Here is a 17,904-nt window from a genome sequence, read left to right on the forward strand (position 1 = left end):
CATTAATGGAATTTAATTGGATAGTTGAAAAAGAAGAAACACAACAAGTCAAAGCTTTCTTAAAAGAGCAGGGAATCTCTAAAGGTCTTTTAGCGAAAATCAAATTTCAAGGGGGAAAAATCGAGGTCAATCAGTCGGTTGAGAATGTATTATATAAACTTTCTTTTGGCGACCAAGTCAAAATCACGATACCTGATGAAAAAGAACACGAGACCTTACTCGTTGATGATGTCCCAATCGAGATTGTTTTTGAAGATGAGCATTATTTAGTGGTCAATAAACCAGCGGGAATCGCATCGATTCCTGCCCAATATCATCCTAATGGAACCATGCTAATCGGGTGAAAGCCTATTTTAAAGCGCAAAACTATCTGGATCAGGTGATTCATGTGGTGACTCGCTTGGATCGAGATACGACAGGGTTGATGTTGTTTGCCAAACATGGTTTTGCTCATGCAATGTTGGATCAAGAATTACGAAAAAAAGAAGTGATCAAGATTTATCAGGCGTTAGTTGGTGGTGACGTATCGACTTTAAATGAGCATGGGAAAATCGAGCTTCCAATTGGGCGAGATCTGTCCTCTATATTAAAGCGGACAATAGTTGAAACAGGCCAACAGGCTAAAACAGAATACTGGCTAATGAAACGTAAGAATGATCAAGCATTAGTGAACATCCAACTTCATACTGGGAGAACACATCAGATCAGAGTGCATTTTGAGGCTCTGGGATGCCCTTTGTTGGGAGATGAGATGTACGGTGGTAAAATGGATAGTGGAATCGCTCGTCAAGCGCTACACTGCTGTAAATTGAGTTTTATCCATCCCTTTACCAAGCAAAGGCTAGAATTAACTTCACCTTTAGCGGCAGATATGAACAAAATCGTAGATCAACTTTAAATTGAAAGGAGAGATTTTGATGAATGAAGGACAAGAAATGGAAGAACATTTCTCCTTACTGTTGGAAAAGTTGAAAGAGCAACAAATGGCTGAATTTCGAGAGCTGTTTCTAGCACTTCATATTTATGAACAGGGACAATTTTATCAGTCGATCGATGAAACCGATAGAAAACAAATTTACAGTTATTTGTCACCAAAAGAATTAGCAGATATGTTTGATGTTATCGAAGAAGATAATGAGAATATGAAAGACTATATTGCTGAGATGCGACCAAGTTATGCTGCTGAAATGCTATCAGAAATGTACACGGATAATGCAGTTGACTTGCTGAACATGCTTGATAAAAGTCAAAAAGCGAAATACCTTAGCTTGATGAGTACAGAAGATGCTGGCGAGATCAAGGAACTGTTGCATTATGAAGATGATACAGCAGGATCGATCATGACGACAGAATTTGTTTCTATCGTTGCCAATCAAACCGTTCGTTCCGCAATGTATGTGCTGAAAAATCAAGCAGATGTAGCTGAAACGATTTACTATGTCTATGTCGTGGATCAAGAAAATCATTTAGTTGGAGTTATCTCATTGCGTGATTTGATCGTAAACGAGGATGATACAATGATTTCTGATGTCCTAAGTGAACGGGTGATCTCTGTCCATGTTGGAGATGATCAGGAAGATGTTGCTCAAACGATTCGAGATTATGATTTCTTGGCTCTGCCCGTGACAGATTACGATGATCATCTGTTAGGGATCGTTACAGTTGATGATATCATTGATGTTATTGATGATGAGGCTGCAAGTGATTACTCTGGACTTGCTGGGGTCAACGTTGAAGAAGTCAGTGAAAATCCAATCAAGGCAGCATCAAAACGGCTCCCGTGGTTAATTACTTTATTATTTTTAGGAATGTCTACAGCAACATTAATCAGCCATTATGAAGAGTTAGTAAGTGAAGCAAGTATTTTGGCTGTATTCATTTCTTTGATCACAGGAACAGCTGGGAATGCCGGTACGCAATCATTAGCGGTTGCGGTTAGAAGGTTAGCGGTATCTGATGAAAAGGATAATAATTTTGGTCGTTTGATCATTAGTGAGGTATTAACAGGACTTGTAACTGGTGCTGTGACTGGTGTGGCGATTTTTGTCGTTGTTGGAGTCTGGCAGCATAATTTTCCTTTAGGGTTTGTGATCGGGATGGCAATGCTTTGCGCGATTACAGTGGCCAATTTAGCTGGAAGTTTGATTCCTATGCTGATGGATAAATTAGGCTTCGATCCAGCTGTGGCTAGTGGTCCCTTTATTACGACGCTAAGTGATCTAACAAGTGTTTTGATTTATTTTAATATTGCTAGTCTCTTTATGCAGTATTTTGTTTAATGGTGAATTTAAGACAAAGCTAGCGACACATATTTAAAGTATAAGTGAGTAAATCGAAGCGATAATTGCTTTGGTTTACTCCATTTTTTGTATAAATCAAAAATATCATCAATGAAGATTTGACAAAAAGAGCGCTTTTAGATATGATACATACTAACGGTATGTATGGAGGGAAGCTTATGGCACGCAATAAGTATCCAGAGGAAACAGTAAAAAAAATATTAGATGTATCAGAACAGCTTTTTTTAGAAAAAGGCTATGATCATACGACCATTCAAGACATAGTCGATCATTTAGGTGGATTGACTAAAGGAGTAATCTATCATCATTTTAAATCAAAAGAGGAAATTTTTAATACGATACTAGAAAAAAGATATGCAATTGGTGTGATGAATCAAATCGAATCGATGAACGATATAAGTGGTTTTGAAAAAATCAGAAAAATCAATTCAATGAGTTTGCGATCATTAGAGCATCAAAAACTCGCTTTTTCTGCAAAATCATTAATTACGAACCTAGAATTATTGGGGAATTGTATGCAGAAGCCTTCACAAATATTATCCCGTACATTAAAGCATTAGTAGAAGAAGGAATCAAAGACGGTTCTATAATCACTGATTATCCTCAAGAAATAGCTGAATTGATCGTACTTTCAACAAATATTTGGTTGGCTCCCTCATTTTATAAAATGGATGAAAAAGAGCTTTTAAACAAGCTTTCATTTTTCAAAATGTTATATGATGGCGTGAACTTTCCACTGATTGATGATGACTATATCAATGATGTAGTGACTATGTTTAGAGCGATCCAATAGTAAAAATGCTTAACTGCATTTTTATTTTTCAATGATACATACCGTTAGTATGTAAATGAGAAGTGTAGAGGATTAAATTAAAAGGTGTTTATAAATCATATGGCAATAAAACTGTTTTAGCTAGTTGTAGTTTTGAGATAAAAAGGGATGAAATCGAATTGTTGGAAACAAAGAACAAGTTATTGGAGGGAAATGATCTATCGTTTGAGTAGTAAGTTATTTTAACGAATCAGTTGTTTCAGAGTTAGTCGCTTTGATGATAGGAGAGATTTCTCTTGCTGTTGGGTTTAAATACGAATCAGTGATTTCAACAATTATAGCGTCATTGATTCTCTGTTTAATGTTGAGCAATGCTATGCAATTACAGAAGGGAGGTTTGTCTAGTCTTATTTACGGATTATTATTAGCTGTTTTTATCGGAGCAGTTATGAGTGTTATCAATAAAGTAAAACAAAATGGAAGTAGGACAAATCAAACCAATAACAAAACAATTATAGGAGGAAAACGAATGATCAATGAAATGAATGAGAAAATAAATAAACTGAACAAAAAATTAGGAGTAAATGTAAAATTGCCAAAAATGAACAGTCGCAGGTTGAACCAAAGTGCTACAATCAATTTGATTATTGGTGGAGGACTAACGAGTGCAGGTGTATTTTTTAAAAGAAATGAGTTGTTTATTTTAGGTAGTTTAGGTCTTCTTAGTAGTTTGGTCATGAGTATCGAGGCTAAAAAAATAGAAGATCAATCAAAGTGATTTAGTGGATGGGATAGAGAAAGATAGGAGACGATTCTAGTGAAATGAACCGTCTCCATGTTGCTTAAAGCTTATTCTACAATTTTAGTTCCGTGAACTTCATTGACCCCTAAAGCATGTACCACGCCGTCAACATTTTTACTAGAAATTCCTCCACCTGGCAAGATAATGATCCGTTTATCAGCATAATCAATCAGCTCTTTCAGGTGTTCAAAATTATCCTCGATGGCACTTCCAGCAGGCCCACCATGTGTTAAAATCCGGTGAACATCATGTTCAGCTAACCAGTCGATTGCTTTAAATTGATTTTCTTTACTTAATACATCAAAAGCCATGTGGAAAGTAATCTGTAGCCCTTCAGCTGTCTCGATCAACAACTCCAATGCTTCTTCATCTAACCAGCCATTTTCTGTTAGACAGCCTAAAACCACTCCATCGGTCCCGATTTTTTTGCTTCAATCAGATCAGTATGCATGATTTTAAGTTCGATATCATTGTAAACAAAATTCCCAGATCGAGGTCTGATGATCGTCATAACAGGAATCGATTTTTCACCGGCGTAAGCGACCACTTCTTCGATGACACCAGTACTAGGTGTGGTGCCGCCTACAGCTAGATTGTCACACAATTCAATACGTCCAGCGCCATTACGAATAGCAGTAGGGATATTAGTGAAATTTTCAGCACAGAATTCTTTGATCATTTGGTTCACTCCTTGTTTTTTCTTCACAGGCATTGTACCATAATTCTGGCTGTTGCCAAAGTCTTCTTCCCGTTGTAAGATAAATAACGACAGTTTATCAGCTAGTATCAGAATTTATAGTGAATGGGATGAAACCTTATGTTGAAAAAAATTGATTTTGCTCGTAATTTTTTAGAAAAACACCAAGAACAATTTCGTTGTCCAGTATGTAACAAAGCATTTCAGTTAAATGACTATAGTTTGATTTGTGGAGAAAACCATCAATTTGATTTATCGAAAAAAGGCACTATTTATTTTCTGACGCATAGCATTCAGACAGAATATAATAAAAACATGTTGGTTCATAGAGGTAAAATGATTCAAAGTGGGATGTATCAGCCTCTACTAGAAAAAATGATCACTATAATGAATCCAGCTGGAAATACGTTAGATGTTGGCTGTGGCGAGGGGAGTTTTTTATCAGAGCTTTCTACTTTAGGTTTAGCTGGGGCAAAATTTGGCTTTGATATTTCTAAAGATGGCATCTACTTAGCCAGTAACCAAGCAATCGATGCTTTTTGGTGTGTGGCTGATTTAACGAATCTACCATTTGCTGATCAGTCGATGGATACTGTTTTGAATATTTTCTCTCCATCCCATTATCAGGAGTTTAAACGTGTTTTGAAAAAAGATGGGGCAGTAATCAAAGTAATACCGGAAGCTAATTACTTGAAAGAACTAAGAGCGGCTTTTTATCCAAATGATAAAAGTAAACAAATCTATTCAAATGAAAAAGTGTTAGCGAAATTCGCTAAAGAAATGGATGTTTTAGTGGATGAACGAGTAACCTTCACTTTTGCTGTACCAAAAGAATGTCGCTTGGATTTATTAGAGATGTCACCACTTGAGTGGGGCGTTTCTGACCATGTAAAAGAAGCGGTTCAAAAAAATCCATTATCTGAAATCACAATTGACGTTCGCATGTTAAAAGGAAAGATAAGGTAACGCTTACATTTAGTTAATTTGCTAAAAGGTATTGCAAAGCTCTGATAATGGTGTTATATTACATACAAGTTGTTTTTTCGTTGGTTTTTATCAGGTTCCTGTTCTGATAAAAGTTAGTGAAAAGAGCTTCACTAACGTAGCGACTCGCAGTGATTGACACCGAGGCGATACGTTTTTTTTATGTCGATTTTAGTGAATAAAAAATAAATAATGTGTCATTCAATTGAAAGGAAACTGTAATCATGACAAATCATATTGTATTATTTGAACCGCAAATTCCAGCAAATACAGGGAATATTGCACGCACATGTGCAGCAACTAATTCGCCCTTACATCTCATCGAGCCGTTAGGTTTTTCGACAGATGATAAACATTTGAAAAGAGCTGGCTTGGATTATTGGAATGACGTTAATATCATGTACCATAAGGATTTGGCTGCGTTTTTAACCTACTTAGAGGATCGTCCATTGTATTTGATTACAAAATTCGCAAATCAAACGTATAGCGAGATAGATTACACTGACAATCAAGACCGTTATTTTATGTTTGGCAAAGAAACAACAGGATTGCCTGAAGCGTTTATGCGAGATAATGAAGAAAAATGCCTGCGTATTCCGATGAATGATGAACATGTTCGTTCGTTGAATTTATCGAATACAGTCGCTTTGGTCGTTTATGAAGCTTTACGTCAACAAAATTTTCCAGCTTTAGAACTGAACCATCATTATGAGAATGATAAATTAGATTAACTTCAATAACTAAAAAACTGTTTCCTTATTGTTGTAGGAAACAGTTTTTTTTACTATTTATTCATGTAACTCTAACGGTAAACCATCTGGATCAAAGAAGAATGTCATTTTTTCACCAGTAAAGGTATCCGTTCGAATCGGTTCACAGTCAATTTCTTTAGTGTTCAAAAAGGCAATGACCTTCTCAATATTTTCAACTTTAAAGGCTAAATGTCGTAAGCCTAGAGCTTCTGGGTAGGAAGGACGAATAGGTGCATCTGGGGAGACAAATAGCTCTAATTCATAATTGCCTAATCTTAGATCGATTTTAACGTCGTTTTTATCTTTGCGTTGATTTTCTCGAATTATTTTAAAACCAAGTTTTTCTACGTAAAATTCTTTAGTTTTATCATAATCAGAACAATTAATCGCAATGTGATGAATATGCTCAAAGAACAAAGGGATTTCCTCCTAATATGGATGACGTACATGACTCACTTTCTTATTATAACCTACTTCTTTTTTTATAGATAATCAAACTGTTTGCCTGTTATCAACCTCTTAGTTCAATGGAATTTTCACTGCGAAAATGATACACTAGATAAGATAAATAAATGGAAATCAAGAAATAGACAATCAATAAATTAGAATCAAGGGAGCAAAAACATGAAATTATATTTTACTCGTCATGGAAAAACAGAATGGAATCAGGAACTGCGTTTTCAAGGAATGACAGGAGATTCACCACTGCTTCCAACAAGTTACGAAGAAATAAAATTATTAGGCCAAACGATCAAGGATATCCCGTTTGAAAAAATCTTTTCCAGTACTTCCCCCCGTGCAAGAAAAACAGCTGAAGGTATCAATCAAGAATTAGAACAACCAGTAGAAATCATCTATACAGACGAACTGAAGGAACTGGGCTTGGGAGCCTTAGAGGGTCAGTCTATTGTTGAAATGAGAAAAACATATGGACAGGAATTAGATCATATGCGTTATCAGCTAGATCGTTACAATCCAGAAGTGTTTCAAGGTGAACCGATCGATCAGGCGATTTCACGAATTTCTTCTGTAGTCAATTCCGCGGTTGCTAAAGGTGAAGGTCCATATCTTTTTGTAGGGCATGGGGCTTCATTAACAGCAGCAATCCAGTCACTTTCAGGTAAAGAGTTAGATGAGTTGCGTAGCATGGGTGGACTTAAAAATAACACTTTGTCGATCTTAGAAACAACAGAAGATGAACCCAACAAATCGTATACCTTAACATTATGGAATGATGATTCTTTTTTACAATAAAATACTTTTTTGATAAAGCGAGGTGAAATCGATGGATACATTGTTTGGAGATGGGGAAAAAGAATACGTGGTTGGGCAAGTTCAGGCAATCTTTTTTCAAAACCCCAGTAATTTTTATAAAGTTTTGTTAGTTAAAATTACAGATACGAATACGGATTATTTAGAAAAAGAAATTGTAACGACTGGAAGTTTCGGTCAAATTCAGGAAGAAGAAATGTATCGCTTTTTTGGACATTTCGTTGATCATCCTCGTTACGGCAAACAATTTCAAGTCGATAGCTATCAGCAGGAACGACCAACTTCTGCCAGCGGTGTTGTAAATTATCTTTCTAGTGAAAAATTTCCAGGGATAGGGAAGCGAACCGCTGAGAAAATCGTCGAAATTTTAGGTGAAGATGCAATCGATCGCATTATTGAAACACCAAATGTTCTCGAAGAAGTGCCACAATTAAATGAAAAAAAACGCCAAACAATCATTGACACGATTCGCTTAAATCATGGGATGGAACAAGTGATTGTTGGTTTGAATCGCTATGGTTTTGGGAGTCAGCTCTCGTTTGCAATTTATCAGACATATAAAGAAGAAACGTTGGATATTATCCATGAAAATCCATATCAATTAGTTGAAGACATTGAAGGGATTGGATTTAAACGGGCAGATAATATTGCAGAGCAACTTGGTATTGGCGCAGATTCAGACAAACGTGTACGAGCTGCAATCACGCATGAAATTTTCCAGCATTCTGTTCGCTCTGGAAATACTTATGTGGAAGCAGAAATGTTACTCAAAGAAACGATCAATACCTTAGAAGCCAGTCGTCCTGTGGAAATTTCCGTCGATCAGGTAGCAGAGCAGATCATTCATTTGGTAGAAGAAGCTAAAATCCAGCAAGAAGGGACAAAACTTTTTGAAAATAGTTTATATTTTTCAGAATGGGGAATTGGTACATCGATTCAGCGTTTGCTAACGCGAAAAAAAGAAATCAAGTACGATAAAAAAGAAATTGAAAAAAATATTCGCGGCGTTGAGAAACGATTAGGAATTCTATATGGCGATTCCCAGCAAGCGGCAATTGAAGAAGCAATCAAATCGCCATTATTCATTTTGACTGGTGGGCCAGGCACTGGGAAAACGACGGTCATCAACGGAATAGTTTCAGTCTTTGCTGAATTAAATGGACTTTCTTTGGATATAAAGGATTATACACAAGAAATGTTCCCAATCCTATTGGCTGCGCCAACTGGACGTGCGGCAAAGCGGATGAATGAAACAACAGGGCTACCAGCAAGTACGATCCATCGCCTCTTAGGATTAAGCGGACGAGAAAAAAATCCAAGCATGACAGCTAAAGAACTAGAAGGCGGCTTATTGATTGTCGATGAAATGTCGATGGTCGATACGTGGTTGGCAAATACTTTGTTTAAGGCTATTCCAACCAATATGCAAGTGATTTTCGTTGGCGATAAGGATCAATTACCCTCTGTTGGGCCAGGTCAGGTTTTACATGATTTGATGCAAATCAATGAAATTCCACAAAGGGAACTAACGGAAATTTATCGACAAGGAGACGGCTCAAGTATTATTCCCTTAGCTCATGAAATTAAACAGGGGAAGCTACCGCAAGATTTTACGGTCAATCAAAAAGACCGTTCATTTTTTCCAAGCGATGTCTATCATATCGAAACCTATGTCCGTCAAATCGTAACTAAAGCCAAGGCAAAAGGCTTCTCTCCACAAGATATTCAATTACTAGCGCCGATGTACCGGGGAGCTGCTGGGATCGATGCTTTAAATAAAATGATGCAAGAGATTTTTAATCCTAATGATGGCACGAAAAAGGAAGTAAAGTGGAATGAATCTGTTTATCGGATTGGAGATAAGGTCCTGCATCTAGTCAATACGCCAGAACTCAATGTGTTTAATGGTGATATGGGTGAGATCGTTGGAATCATCTTAGCTAAAGAATCAGAAGATAAAGTGGATGAGCTAGTGATTCAGTTTGATAATAATGAAGTCAGCTACAAACGAAATGAATGGAATAAAATCACACTTTCCTATTGTTGTTCGATTCATAAAGCTCAAGGTAGCGAGTTTAAAATGGTGATCTTGCCAATGGTGCACCAATATCATCGTATGCTGCAGCGCAATTTGCTTTATACCGCAGTTACTAGAAGTAAGGATATTCTTATCTTATTGGGGGAAGTTCAAGCGTTCAATACTTGCGTTGCCCATGAATCAGCTAGTCGCTTGACGATGCTGAAAGAACGAATCACAAGTGCTGATGACATGTCTTTAACTACGAGAATGCAACTTGAAGCCTATGAAGAAGGGTTGAATAAAGAGGACCCATTTTCAGATACAACAGAAATGAAATCAGGGACATATGAAACGGTTAAAGAAGAGACTCCTGTAGTCGAAGAAGCAATAGTGCCGATAAGAACTAACCCTAAAACAGAAGAAATTTCGTTGTTTAGTGCACCTGTTCAAGAAACGAGTGAACAAATAGAAGCAGAGGTCGATCGTTTACTGACACCAAGTTTAGTTAGTGCCCAAACGATCGATCCGATGATCGGAATGGGGCAGACAACACCAGCTGATTTTATGTAATAACAAACGAGTGGTGCAAAATAATTTTTCCAACCCTTATTCTCAAGCTTTAACCCTTTATGATATAGACAGAACTATTACTTGCTTTAAGAATCAGTCGATGTATATAATTGAAAGAACACGTAATTGTGTTGCATCATAAATGAAGTGGACTATTTTGGTAGAAATGAGGGAAGGTAATGGAAAAACAAACAAAATCGGGAATGATTCAAACAGACACATTTTTGGCGCAAATAGGTAATCATCAAAATCCAGTGACTGGGTCGATCAATACGCCAATCTATTTTTCAACGACGTATGAACACCCAACCCTAGGAGAGTCGACGGGCTATGATTATACTAGAACTAAAAATCCAACAAGAGAAGTGGTTGAATCAGCATTGGCTGTCTTAGAAAATGGTGCGGTCGGGTTAGCGACTAGTTCAGGAATGAGTGCAGTTCAATTAGTATTCAGTCAATTTCCTGTAGGCAGCCAAATCGTGGCTTCTAGGGATTTATATGGCGGGAGTTATCGCTATTTTAAAGAGCTGGAACAACAAGGGATGTATCAGTTTCTCTATGTTGATGATGAGGCTGGATTTGAAAAGGCGATTACAAACCAAACGGCAGCTGTATTTGTCGAAACGCCCACTAATCCATTGATGAGTGAGGTTTCCATAGAAAAAATTGCCCTTTTAGCCAAACAATCAAATGCACAGCTGATTGTTGATAATACATTTTATACACCCTTGATTCAGCGACCATTAGATCTAGGAGCAGACATTGTTGTGCATAGTGCGACTAAATATTTAGGTGGGCATAATGATTTATTGGCAGGCGCTGTGATCACGCGTTCGAAAGAACTGGGAGAGCAGCTAGCTTTTAGCTTGAACACTACAGGAGCAGTTTTGTCCCCATTTGACAGCTGGTTATTGATCAGAGGAATGAAAACTTTAGCGTTACGGATGGAAAGACATGAGAAAAATGCTCAGGAAGTTGCCGCCTATTTGGAAACCTGTGATAAGGTCAAAGAAGTGTTCTATCCAGGACGAGGTGGGATGTTGAGTTTTAAAATCAGCAATCAAGAATGGATCAAAGATTTTTTACGAAATTTAACGATTTTCACTTTTGCAGAAAGTTTGGGTGGGGTAGAGAGTTTGATCACTTATCCAACAACGCAAACACATGCGGACATTCCGCAAGAATTAAGAGAGTCATACGGATTAACGCCGGATCTACTAAGGATTTCAACAGGAATTGAGTCTAGTGAGGACTTAATCAACGATTTAAGGCAAGCCTTTGAAACAGTAGGATAAAAAGTAAGGGTGGTGAGGTTGGGACGGAAGTATTTAGTTCCGAAGCCTTTAAAACTTAGCACTTAGAATGTAACGTGATCGAAGCGTTGTACCTTCTTCTGCTCCCATCCTTTACTCAGCTTTAGAGCCCAAGACAAAACTGATTTTTAGTTTTGTCTTGGGCTCTTCTCTCTTACTTTTTATTTAGAACCAGAAGTATCTACCTGATGTTCCAAACGTGAAATCTGTACTTCTTTTTCCTAAAATTTCACCATCTGCATGGATATATTGAGGAACTGTTGAAACGATGCGTAGTTTACTAGATTGAATATGGTGAAAATATTTTGAATTCATCTGTCTTTTTTGAATCAATAATAAAATCAGCCAAAAAATCTTAAACATATTGACCCGTTCTACCAAAACAAAATCAAGGACAGGCTTGCGTGGATCAGCAACAGGAGCAATTGGAACACCACCGCCAAAATAAGGATGTTTGGTCACGGTGCATAAGAAAGCTCGACTAAATTCAATCTTTTTTCCATTGACTTCAACTAGGATCGGAAATCCCTTTTGGGTGAATAATACCTTCAAAATCGAAAAAATATAAGACAAGGAACCCATATTAAATTTATTTAGTGCATTTTTTGAGGCCGATGTGTTGGCGGCGTTAACAATTGCGGCATCTAATCCGATACCAACATTATTGACTGCAAGACCTGTTTCTTCTTGAATAGATTCGGTATAGGTGATGACTTGAATTTCCTGAGGTGCTTCAGCTTTCAACAACTGGAAAAAGGCTTTTTCCGGCTGTCTAGCGATTCCCGAACCACGGGCGAAATCATTTCCGGAGCCACAAGGAATGTAGCCAATCGGTATTTGTGAGTCAAATGGCAACAAGGCGTTAAGCACACTATGCAGCGTACCATCTCCACCTAAAACAACTAAAAGCGGGAAAGATTCTATTTCCAGATCAGAAGACCAAGGAATCAAAATATCTTGAGCTAAATTTTGCACGATTTCTGTTTCGTGACCAGCATAATCTGTATAAAAAGTCGTATAATCAATAGTGGCTGTCTGCAGCTGCTTGATGATCTTTTCCGCGGCTTTTCGCCCCGTGCCGCTGCCAGCATTTTCATTGATGATAAGATAAAAATGTTTCTTCATTTGTTTCCTCCTTGTACAAAGTCTTATTATAACAGAGATAAGAAAATTTAAGAATGAGAGAAGCTTGAAAAAGAGCAAAGAAATGAATTTGAAAATGAAATTTTTATAAGAGCGATATTGTTAAATCATTGATTATGAGATATAATGCCTACGTATCATTTTTTGAGGATTCATTTCCTTAACAAGGTTCATCAACCATCCCTTGTAAAAAAACTCGGAGAAAGAAGGGGAAACTATGCAAAAAACTGTTACATCTAACAGTAATGTAAAAGCGATCACTATGAACGGTATTGTGATGGCATTGTATCTTGGCTTAACAATTTTAGTAGCACCGGTTTCGTCAGGACCGATCCAATTTAGGATTTCTGAAAGTTTGAATCATTTAGTTGTCTTTAATCGGAAATTGATGTGGGGCGTTTTAGGAGGAGTCGTTGTCTATAACTTTTTCTTTGGCTTTGGGGCCATAGATGCTTTATATGGGGGATTACAATCGTTTATCTCGCTGGGACTGACAGCCTTACTACACAAAAGAGTGCCTAATGTCATGGCTCGTTTAGCATTGAATACGGTATTTTTCACTGCAACGATGTGTATCATTGCCTACATGCTTGCACCAAATGGCGGAGCCGCTTTTTGGGGTAATTATGCAACATTAGCACTTAGCGAGTTTGCAACAATGGCAGTAGCTGCACCAATCATGTACTGGATCAATAAATCCGTTCACTTTGAAAAGCGACTTTGACCATTAAAAAATTTCAATAAGTCTATCAATAAAACATACGAAGATTAGAGACTGAAACAAGACTGTAGTTGTTTTGATTCAGTCTCTTAAAGTTTTCTCACTATTTTCATGAAAAACTTTACTGTTCCTCTTCAATAAATTATGATATGGTAATACAGAAGCTAAAATGTAGAGGAGTTTTTTTAGAATGTTTGAATTTAAAATTGGCATTGATGCCAAAGAACACGATAAATTTGTGGAAAACCATCCCTTATGTAATTTGTTGCAATCATCGGACTGGGCTAAAGTGAAGGACAATTGGGGCTCAGAAATTGTTGGTGTTTATGAAGATGGACACTTAGTTGCATCTAGCTTAGTACTGATTAGACCATTGCCAATGAAATTTACAATGTTGTATACACCAAGAGGACCAATCATGGATTATACGAATTCAGAGCTTGTAAACTTCTTTTTAAAAGAGTTGAAGCAATTTGGTAAGAAAAAAAGAGCCTTATTTGTCAAGATGGATCCAACGGTTCATTATAAAGATTTTCATTTAGGGGAAGAACAAATAATCGATCCTAAAGCTCAATCAATCATTGAAAATATTATTGCAAGTGGCGCGAAGCACCAAGGCTTGACGATGGCGATGGATGCCACGATCCAACCGCGATTTCAGGCAAATATTTATAAAGAAGATTTCAGTGAAGAGCAATTATCAAAAAGTACGAAGAAAATGATGAAACAAGCACAGAAAAAAGGCGTCACTGTTAAAATGGGGCATACTGAATTAGTAAAAGACTTTGCTAAAGTTATCGAATTAACAACGGAACGCCAAAATATCTCGCTTAGAAATAGCGATTATTTTGAAAAATTATTAACCATTTACCCTGAAAATTCGTTTATCATGTTGGCGCAAGTGAATTTAAAGGAGCGCTTTGAAGAAACAAAACAACGCTTTGATAAAAATAAAGAAGACCTAGCAAATTTAAAAGAAAACCAAGTGAAAAAGCGTCACAATCTTGAAGAACTCGATTTTTCTCTAACACGTGAGATGACAGAACTTGAAGAAAATATTGCCCATTCTGGTGATATTGCTGTAGTTGCTGGGGCCTTGGCAATCACTTTTGGTTCGACTAGTGAAATTCTTTACGCTGGGATGGACGACCGTTATAAACGATATATGCCAGCGTATCTAACTTGGTTTGATGCAATCAGCGAATGCTTTGAGCGCAGCTGTACATCTTGTAACATGGGTGGTTTGGAAGGTAGCTTGAGTGATGGGCTGATCAAGTTTAAAGCTAACTTTAACCCAACCGTAAATGAATTTATTGGTGAATTTGATTTACCTGTTAACGGCTTACTTTTCAAAGCAAGTGAGTACGCTTATAAATTGAAGAAACAAAAAAAATAAAAAAGATCAAGAAAAAGTAGTTCGTTCCGAGAAGTTGAAGTGCTCGGAACAAACTACTTTTATTTAGGCTCTTTAGAGTTTTTGCGTAGCATTGTTTTTCACTAAACGCAGCAATACTGAAGTGACTCCGACTGTGGCAATTGCCGCAACAAGTGCTTCAACAATTCCACTAGTAAAGATAACAGTCAAGATTGCTGTATAAACTGCTGCACCATTGGCACCGATACTTTGCGCATAGGAATCCTTAAATAGAAAATAAATCAGATTCATTACTAAAATCGTATTTGTGGCTGAACCTAGAAAACCTGCAATAAACAAACTGGTTGTTTGCGATGTAGGCTTATTTTTCGTTAGCTTTTTTAGACCTATAAAGGCAAAATATGGCACGATGCCGATCAGAATTCTTGGAAGCAGCGCAACGACGATTGCTTTCCAACTCCCTTGATTTGTTCCAATCACCGGGATAAAAGGTGAAAAAACAAAAGATAACGGGGACAGAACCACTGTGCTGCGGATCATACTGATAATACCAAAGACGCCGCCTAAAAAAGCGCCGATTCTAGGACCTAAGACAATCGAAGCAATAATTACAGGAATATGCATCGTTGTGGCATTGATTGGCCCGATTGGAATAAATCCTAAAAATGGAACAGCAGATAATAGAATCAGGATTGCTAAGAACATGGCCGTTAATGTGAACGTTTTTGTATTTTTCATAAATGACTCCTCAAAAATTATTTCGCCAAAACTTCATTTGTTTTAGCAACGATCTCCTCGACTGTAGCAAGAGCGCCTCGACCAAAATCACCACAAGCCAGTAGTGCTTCCCGTGGTTCGATTTCATGATACCCAACTTCTTTCAAGGTTGCCAAATTACGCTGAGTGATTGGATTTTGATACATATAGGTATTCATCGCAGGGGCAATGAGTTTTGGTACATCTTCTTTTAATGCTAAGGCAACCGTAGAAAGCATATCATCCGCGATACCATTGGCTAGTTTTGCCAAAATATTAGCAGATGCAGGTGCAATTAGGAAAAGATCAGCCTTTTTAGCTAATTCGATATGATTGATTTTGTCAGGTGCGATTTCTTCCATAACATTTGTGTGCACTGGATTTTTTGATAAAGACTGCAAGGTTAAAGGCGTGATAAATTTAGTGCTGTTAGTCGTCATAATAACGTCAACATTATAACCAAGTTTTGTAAGTTGACTTGTGATATCTGCTGCTTTATAAGCGGAAATACTACCAGAAATACCTAACAATATTGATTTCATCATTAGTTCCTCCATTTTTCTTCAACCTTAGTAACAATTAGTTGAGCGATTTTACTCTTAGTTTGAGCTGTTTCTGTGTGTCCTTTTGTATCAATCAAAATTCCTTTATGTTGATCCTCGTGTATTTCTTCAAGATCATTTGCTAAAATGAAATCACAATCATTTTTAGCTAGGATCGAGCGACCAACACGAATCAATTCTTCTGTAGAAACACCAACTAAAAGCTTAAAACCAACAAGGATAGCTTTTGGTTGTTGTTCTCGAAGCATTGCAATTATTTTAGGGTTTTTCTTCAAAAAAAGCAAGAGACGATCTGTTCCAGAAGGTATTTTTTTTGATTGCTGAACTGTTTGGCCAATCTCATCCAAGCTGTGGTAAAGTGTTTCAGTTAAATTAGTTAAATCAGCTAAATCTCCCTCTGTTGTTAATTTAGCAGCAAGTTTCTCGATAAAAAGATCTTCTGATAAGGTAGTTTCTGTTGTAAAATCACTGACAGCATGCTGTGAATAATGCTATCAAATGTTTGTTGCTTAAACAAAGTAAGTAAAGCTGATTCCAAGTCTTTTGTTGTCTCGATTTCAATGAGTGCTAAATGTAAATTATTCGTTGGATGAACAGCTTGGGGCGTAGTCACATAGGTTACTTGATGCCCTTGAGCTAGGAACATTTCGGCAATTGCTTTTCCTAAACGTCCAGTTGAATGATTGGTGATTGAACGAACATTATCGATTTTCTCGGAAGTTCCTCCAGCTGTGATTAAGATATTCATTTATAAATCACTCCTTTATTTCATTTTAACGATAGTCCGACCAATATGCGTACCAGATTGTAATTGCTCTAAGCTATTCGATAGATCTATTAAGTCGATTTCATTGGTCAGCTCATGACGGCTTACATTCAAGTCTGTTGCTAAACGTTGCCAAATAGCGACACGTTGCTTCATCGGGACATTGACTGAATCAATTCCTAAAAGGTTTGTCCCTCTTAAAATGAAAGGCAAGACTGTGGTGTTTAATTGAATTCCTGCTGCATTTCCACAAATTGCGATGCTGCCGCCATAACTCAATTGTGATAAAAGGGCAGAAGTTACGTCTCCACCAACAGTATCGATAACAAAATCAATTGTTTGTTTAGCTAAAGGTTTAATTTTTTCAGGCAGAAATTCGTCTAGTAATACAACATTGGTTGCGCCAATTTTTTTCAATGAATCAACCGCTGATTTTTTGCGGCTCAAGGCTGTAATATTTTGATATCCTAGTTGTTTCAGCATAGCAATCGCTAAACTTCCAACACCGCCAGAGGCTCCTGTAATTAAAATAGTAGCTGCTTTATTTTGGGATAAACCATGATTTTCAAGCGCTTGAACAGATAAAGCGGCAGTGAAACCTGCAGTACCGAAAACCATTGCATCTCGAAGACTTAGGGCATTAGGCAATGGTACGATCCAGTCTCCTGGCACACGAGCGAACTCAGCAAAACCACCTGTATGAGAAACACCTAATCCGTAACCAGTTACTAAAACGTGCTGGCCTTCTTTAAAACGTGGATCTTCACTGGCAATCACCGTTCCACTTAAATCGATACCAGGGATCATTGGATAGTCACGAATGACACCACCGTTTTGCTTTATAGCCAATGAATCTTTATAGTTTATCGAAGAGTAGGCAATTTCAATTAGAACGTCTCCTTTAGACAACTCATCTAGGCTTAGCTTCTCTATAGATGTAGTGACTGATTCATCCACTTTTTTTACCTGAAAACCCGAAAACTCTTTCATAAATAGTCTCCTTTAAATTTAATTAGTTTTATCGTTACTATCATAACATATTCTCTTTTTATCTTTACCAAATTCTTCTTGAACATCTCTTCATAATAGAAGAAAAAT

16 protein-coding genes and 3 pseudogenes are annotated in these 17,904 nt (G+C 37.2%); 12 read left to right on the forward strand and 7 right to left on the reverse strand.

Features of this window, described 5'->3' with window-relative positions:
- Positions 1 to 5: 5 nt before the first annotated feature.
- The 5 genes and pseudogenes from V192_RS18850 (at position 6) to V192_RS0100350 (ending at position 3,850) form a co-directional block, all read left to right on the forward strand.
- Positions 6 to 898, forward strand: a pseudogene (locus V192_RS18850) (RluA family pseudouridine synthase).
- A 19-nt stretch (positions 899 to 917) separates the two neighbouring features.
- On the forward strand, positions 918 to 2,279 hold the full coding sequence (gene mgtE, locus V192_RS0100340; RefSeq protein ID WP_025868431.1) for a magnesium transporter: 1,362 nt from the start codon (positions 918 to 920) through the stop codon (positions 2,277 to 2,279).
- 179 nt (positions 2,280 to 2,458) lie between these two features.
- On the forward strand, positions 2,459 to 2,860 hold the full coding sequence (locus tag V192_RS20765; protein ID WP_051581906.1) for a TetR/AcrR family transcriptional regulator: 402 nt from the start codon (positions 2,459 to 2,461) through the stop codon (positions 2,858 to 2,860).
- Complete coding sequence (locus tag V192_RS20770) at positions 2,812 to 3,093, forward strand: hypothetical protein (protein WP_051581907.1); 282 nt, start codon at positions 2,812 to 2,814, stop codon at positions 3,091 to 3,093. Before V192_RS20765 ends, V192_RS20770 begins: the two co-directional genes overlap by 49 nt.
- 355 nt (positions 3,094 to 3,448) lie before the next feature.
- Entirely contained in the window at positions 3,449 to 3,850 is a 402-nt protein-coding gene (locus V192_RS0100350) for a hypothetical protein (protein ID WP_128080785.1), read from the forward strand.
- Positions 3,851 to 3,921: 71 nt separating this feature from the next.
- On the opposite strand, the pseudogene V192_RS18860 reads toward V192_RS0100350, so the two are convergent.
- Positions 3,922 to 4,553, reverse strand: a pseudogene (locus tag V192_RS18860) (copper homeostasis protein CutC).
- A gap of 138 nt (positions 4,554 to 4,691) precedes the next feature.
- Between V192_RS18860 and V192_RS0100360 the strand changes: the two are divergent.
- Positions 4,692 to 5,537 carry a methyltransferase domain-containing protein gene (locus tag V192_RS0100360; protein WP_025868433.1) on the forward strand — a complete coding sequence of 282 codons (846 nt, stop codon included), beginning with the start codon at positions 4,692 to 4,694 and terminating at the stop codon, positions 5,535 to 5,537.
- Between the two features lie 242 nt (positions 5,538 to 5,779).
- Entirely contained in the window at positions 5,780 to 6,286 is a 507-nt protein-coding gene (gene trmL, locus V192_RS0100365) for a tRNA (uridine(34)/cytosine(34)/5-carboxymethylaminomethyluridine(34)-2'-O)-methyltransferase TrmL (protein ID WP_025868434.1), read from the forward strand.
- A gap of 57 nt (positions 6,287 to 6,343) precedes the next feature.
- Here the strand turns inward: trmL and gloA2 are convergent, their stop codons facing one another.
- The gene (gene gloA2 / locus V192_RS0100370) at positions 6,344 to 6,724 is read right to left on the reverse strand and encodes an SMU1112c/YaeR family gloxylase I-like metalloprotein (protein WP_025868435.1); all 381 of its coding nucleotides are present in this window, start codon (positions 6,722 to 6,724) and stop codon (positions 6,344 to 6,346) included.
- 207 nt (positions 6,725 to 6,931) lie between these two features.
- Between gloA2 and V192_RS0100375 the strand changes: the two genes are divergently transcribed.
- The 3 genes from V192_RS0100375 to V192_RS0100385 all read left to right on the forward strand — a co-directional run bounded on the left by V192_RS0100375 (position 6,932) and on the right by V192_RS0100385 (position 11,464).
- Positions 6,932 to 7,561, forward strand: coding sequence for a histidine phosphatase family protein (locus V192_RS0100375; protein WP_025868436.1), 630 nt, complete (start codon positions 6,932 to 6,934; stop codon positions 7,559 to 7,561).
- 31 nt (positions 7,562 to 7,592) lie between these two features.
- Complete coding sequence (gene recD2, locus V192_RS0100380) at positions 7,593 to 10,169, forward strand: SF1B family DNA helicase RecD2 (protein WP_025868437.1); 2,577 nt, start codon at positions 7,593 to 7,595, stop codon at positions 10,167 to 10,169.
- 179 nt (positions 10,170 to 10,348) lie between these two features.
- A complete protein-coding gene (locus tag V192_RS0100385) occupies positions 10,349 to 11,464 on the forward strand; it encodes a PLP-dependent transferase (RefSeq protein ID WP_025868438.1) in 1,116 nt (371 codons plus the stop codon).
- Between the two features lie 183 nt (positions 11,465 to 11,647).
- Here the strand turns inward: V192_RS0100385 and V192_RS0100390 are convergent, their stop codons facing one another.
- Positions 11,648 to 12,607, reverse strand: a complete 960-nt coding sequence (locus tag V192_RS0100390) for a diacylglycerol/lipid kinase family protein (RefSeq protein ID WP_025868439.1) — start codon at positions 12,605 to 12,607, stop codon at positions 11,648 to 11,650.
- Positions 12,608 to 12,842: 235 nt separating this feature from the next.
- Between V192_RS0100390 and V192_RS0100395 the strand changes: the two genes are divergently transcribed.
- Together V192_RS0100395 and V192_RS0100400 are read left to right on the forward strand one after the other, a co-directional pair.
- Positions 12,843 to 13,349 carry a QueT transporter family protein gene (locus V192_RS0100395; RefSeq protein ID WP_025868440.1) on the forward strand — a complete coding sequence of 169 codons (507 nt, stop codon included), beginning with the start codon at positions 12,843 to 12,845 and terminating at the stop codon, positions 13,347 to 13,349.
- 187 nt (positions 13,350 to 13,536) lie between these two features.
- A complete protein-coding gene (locus V192_RS0100400; protein WP_025868441.1) occupies positions 13,537 to 14,742 on the forward strand; it encodes an aminoacyltransferase in 1,206 nt (401 codons plus the stop codon).
- 72 nt (positions 14,743 to 14,814) lie between these two features.
- Here the strand turns inward: V192_RS0100400 and V192_RS0100405 are convergent, their stop codons facing one another.
- From V192_RS0100405 to V192_RS0100420, 4 genes and pseudogenes are all read right to left on the reverse strand, one after another.
- Complete coding sequence (locus V192_RS0100405) at positions 14,815 to 15,459, reverse strand: ECF transporter S component (RefSeq protein WP_025868442.1); 645 nt, start codon at positions 15,457 to 15,459, stop codon at positions 14,815 to 14,817.
- A gap of 17 nt (positions 15,460 to 15,476) precedes the next feature.
- On the reverse strand, positions 15,477 to 16,019 hold the full coding sequence (gene coaC, locus V192_RS0100410) for a phosphopantothenoylcysteine decarboxylase (RefSeq protein ID WP_025868443.1): 543 nt from the start codon (positions 16,017 to 16,019) through the stop codon (positions 15,477 to 15,479).
- Positions 16,020 to 16,021: 2 nt separating this feature from the next.
- Positions 16,022 to 16,788 (reverse strand): annotated as a pseudogene (gene coaB / locus V192_RS18865) (phosphopantothenate--cysteine ligase).
- Between the two features lie 15 nt (positions 16,789 to 16,803).
- Positions 16,804 to 17,796, reverse strand: coding sequence for an oxidoreductase (locus V192_RS0100420; protein ID WP_025868444.1), 993 nt, complete (start codon positions 17,794 to 17,796; stop codon positions 16,804 to 16,806).
- Positions 17,797 to 17,904 lie beyond the last annotated feature (108 nt).

Origin of the sequence: Enterococcus crotali, assembly GCF_000633635.1 — a bacterium.
Taxonomy (GTDB): domain Bacteria; phylum Bacillota; class Bacilli; order Lactobacillales; family Enterococcaceae; genus Enterococcus_L; species Enterococcus_L crotali.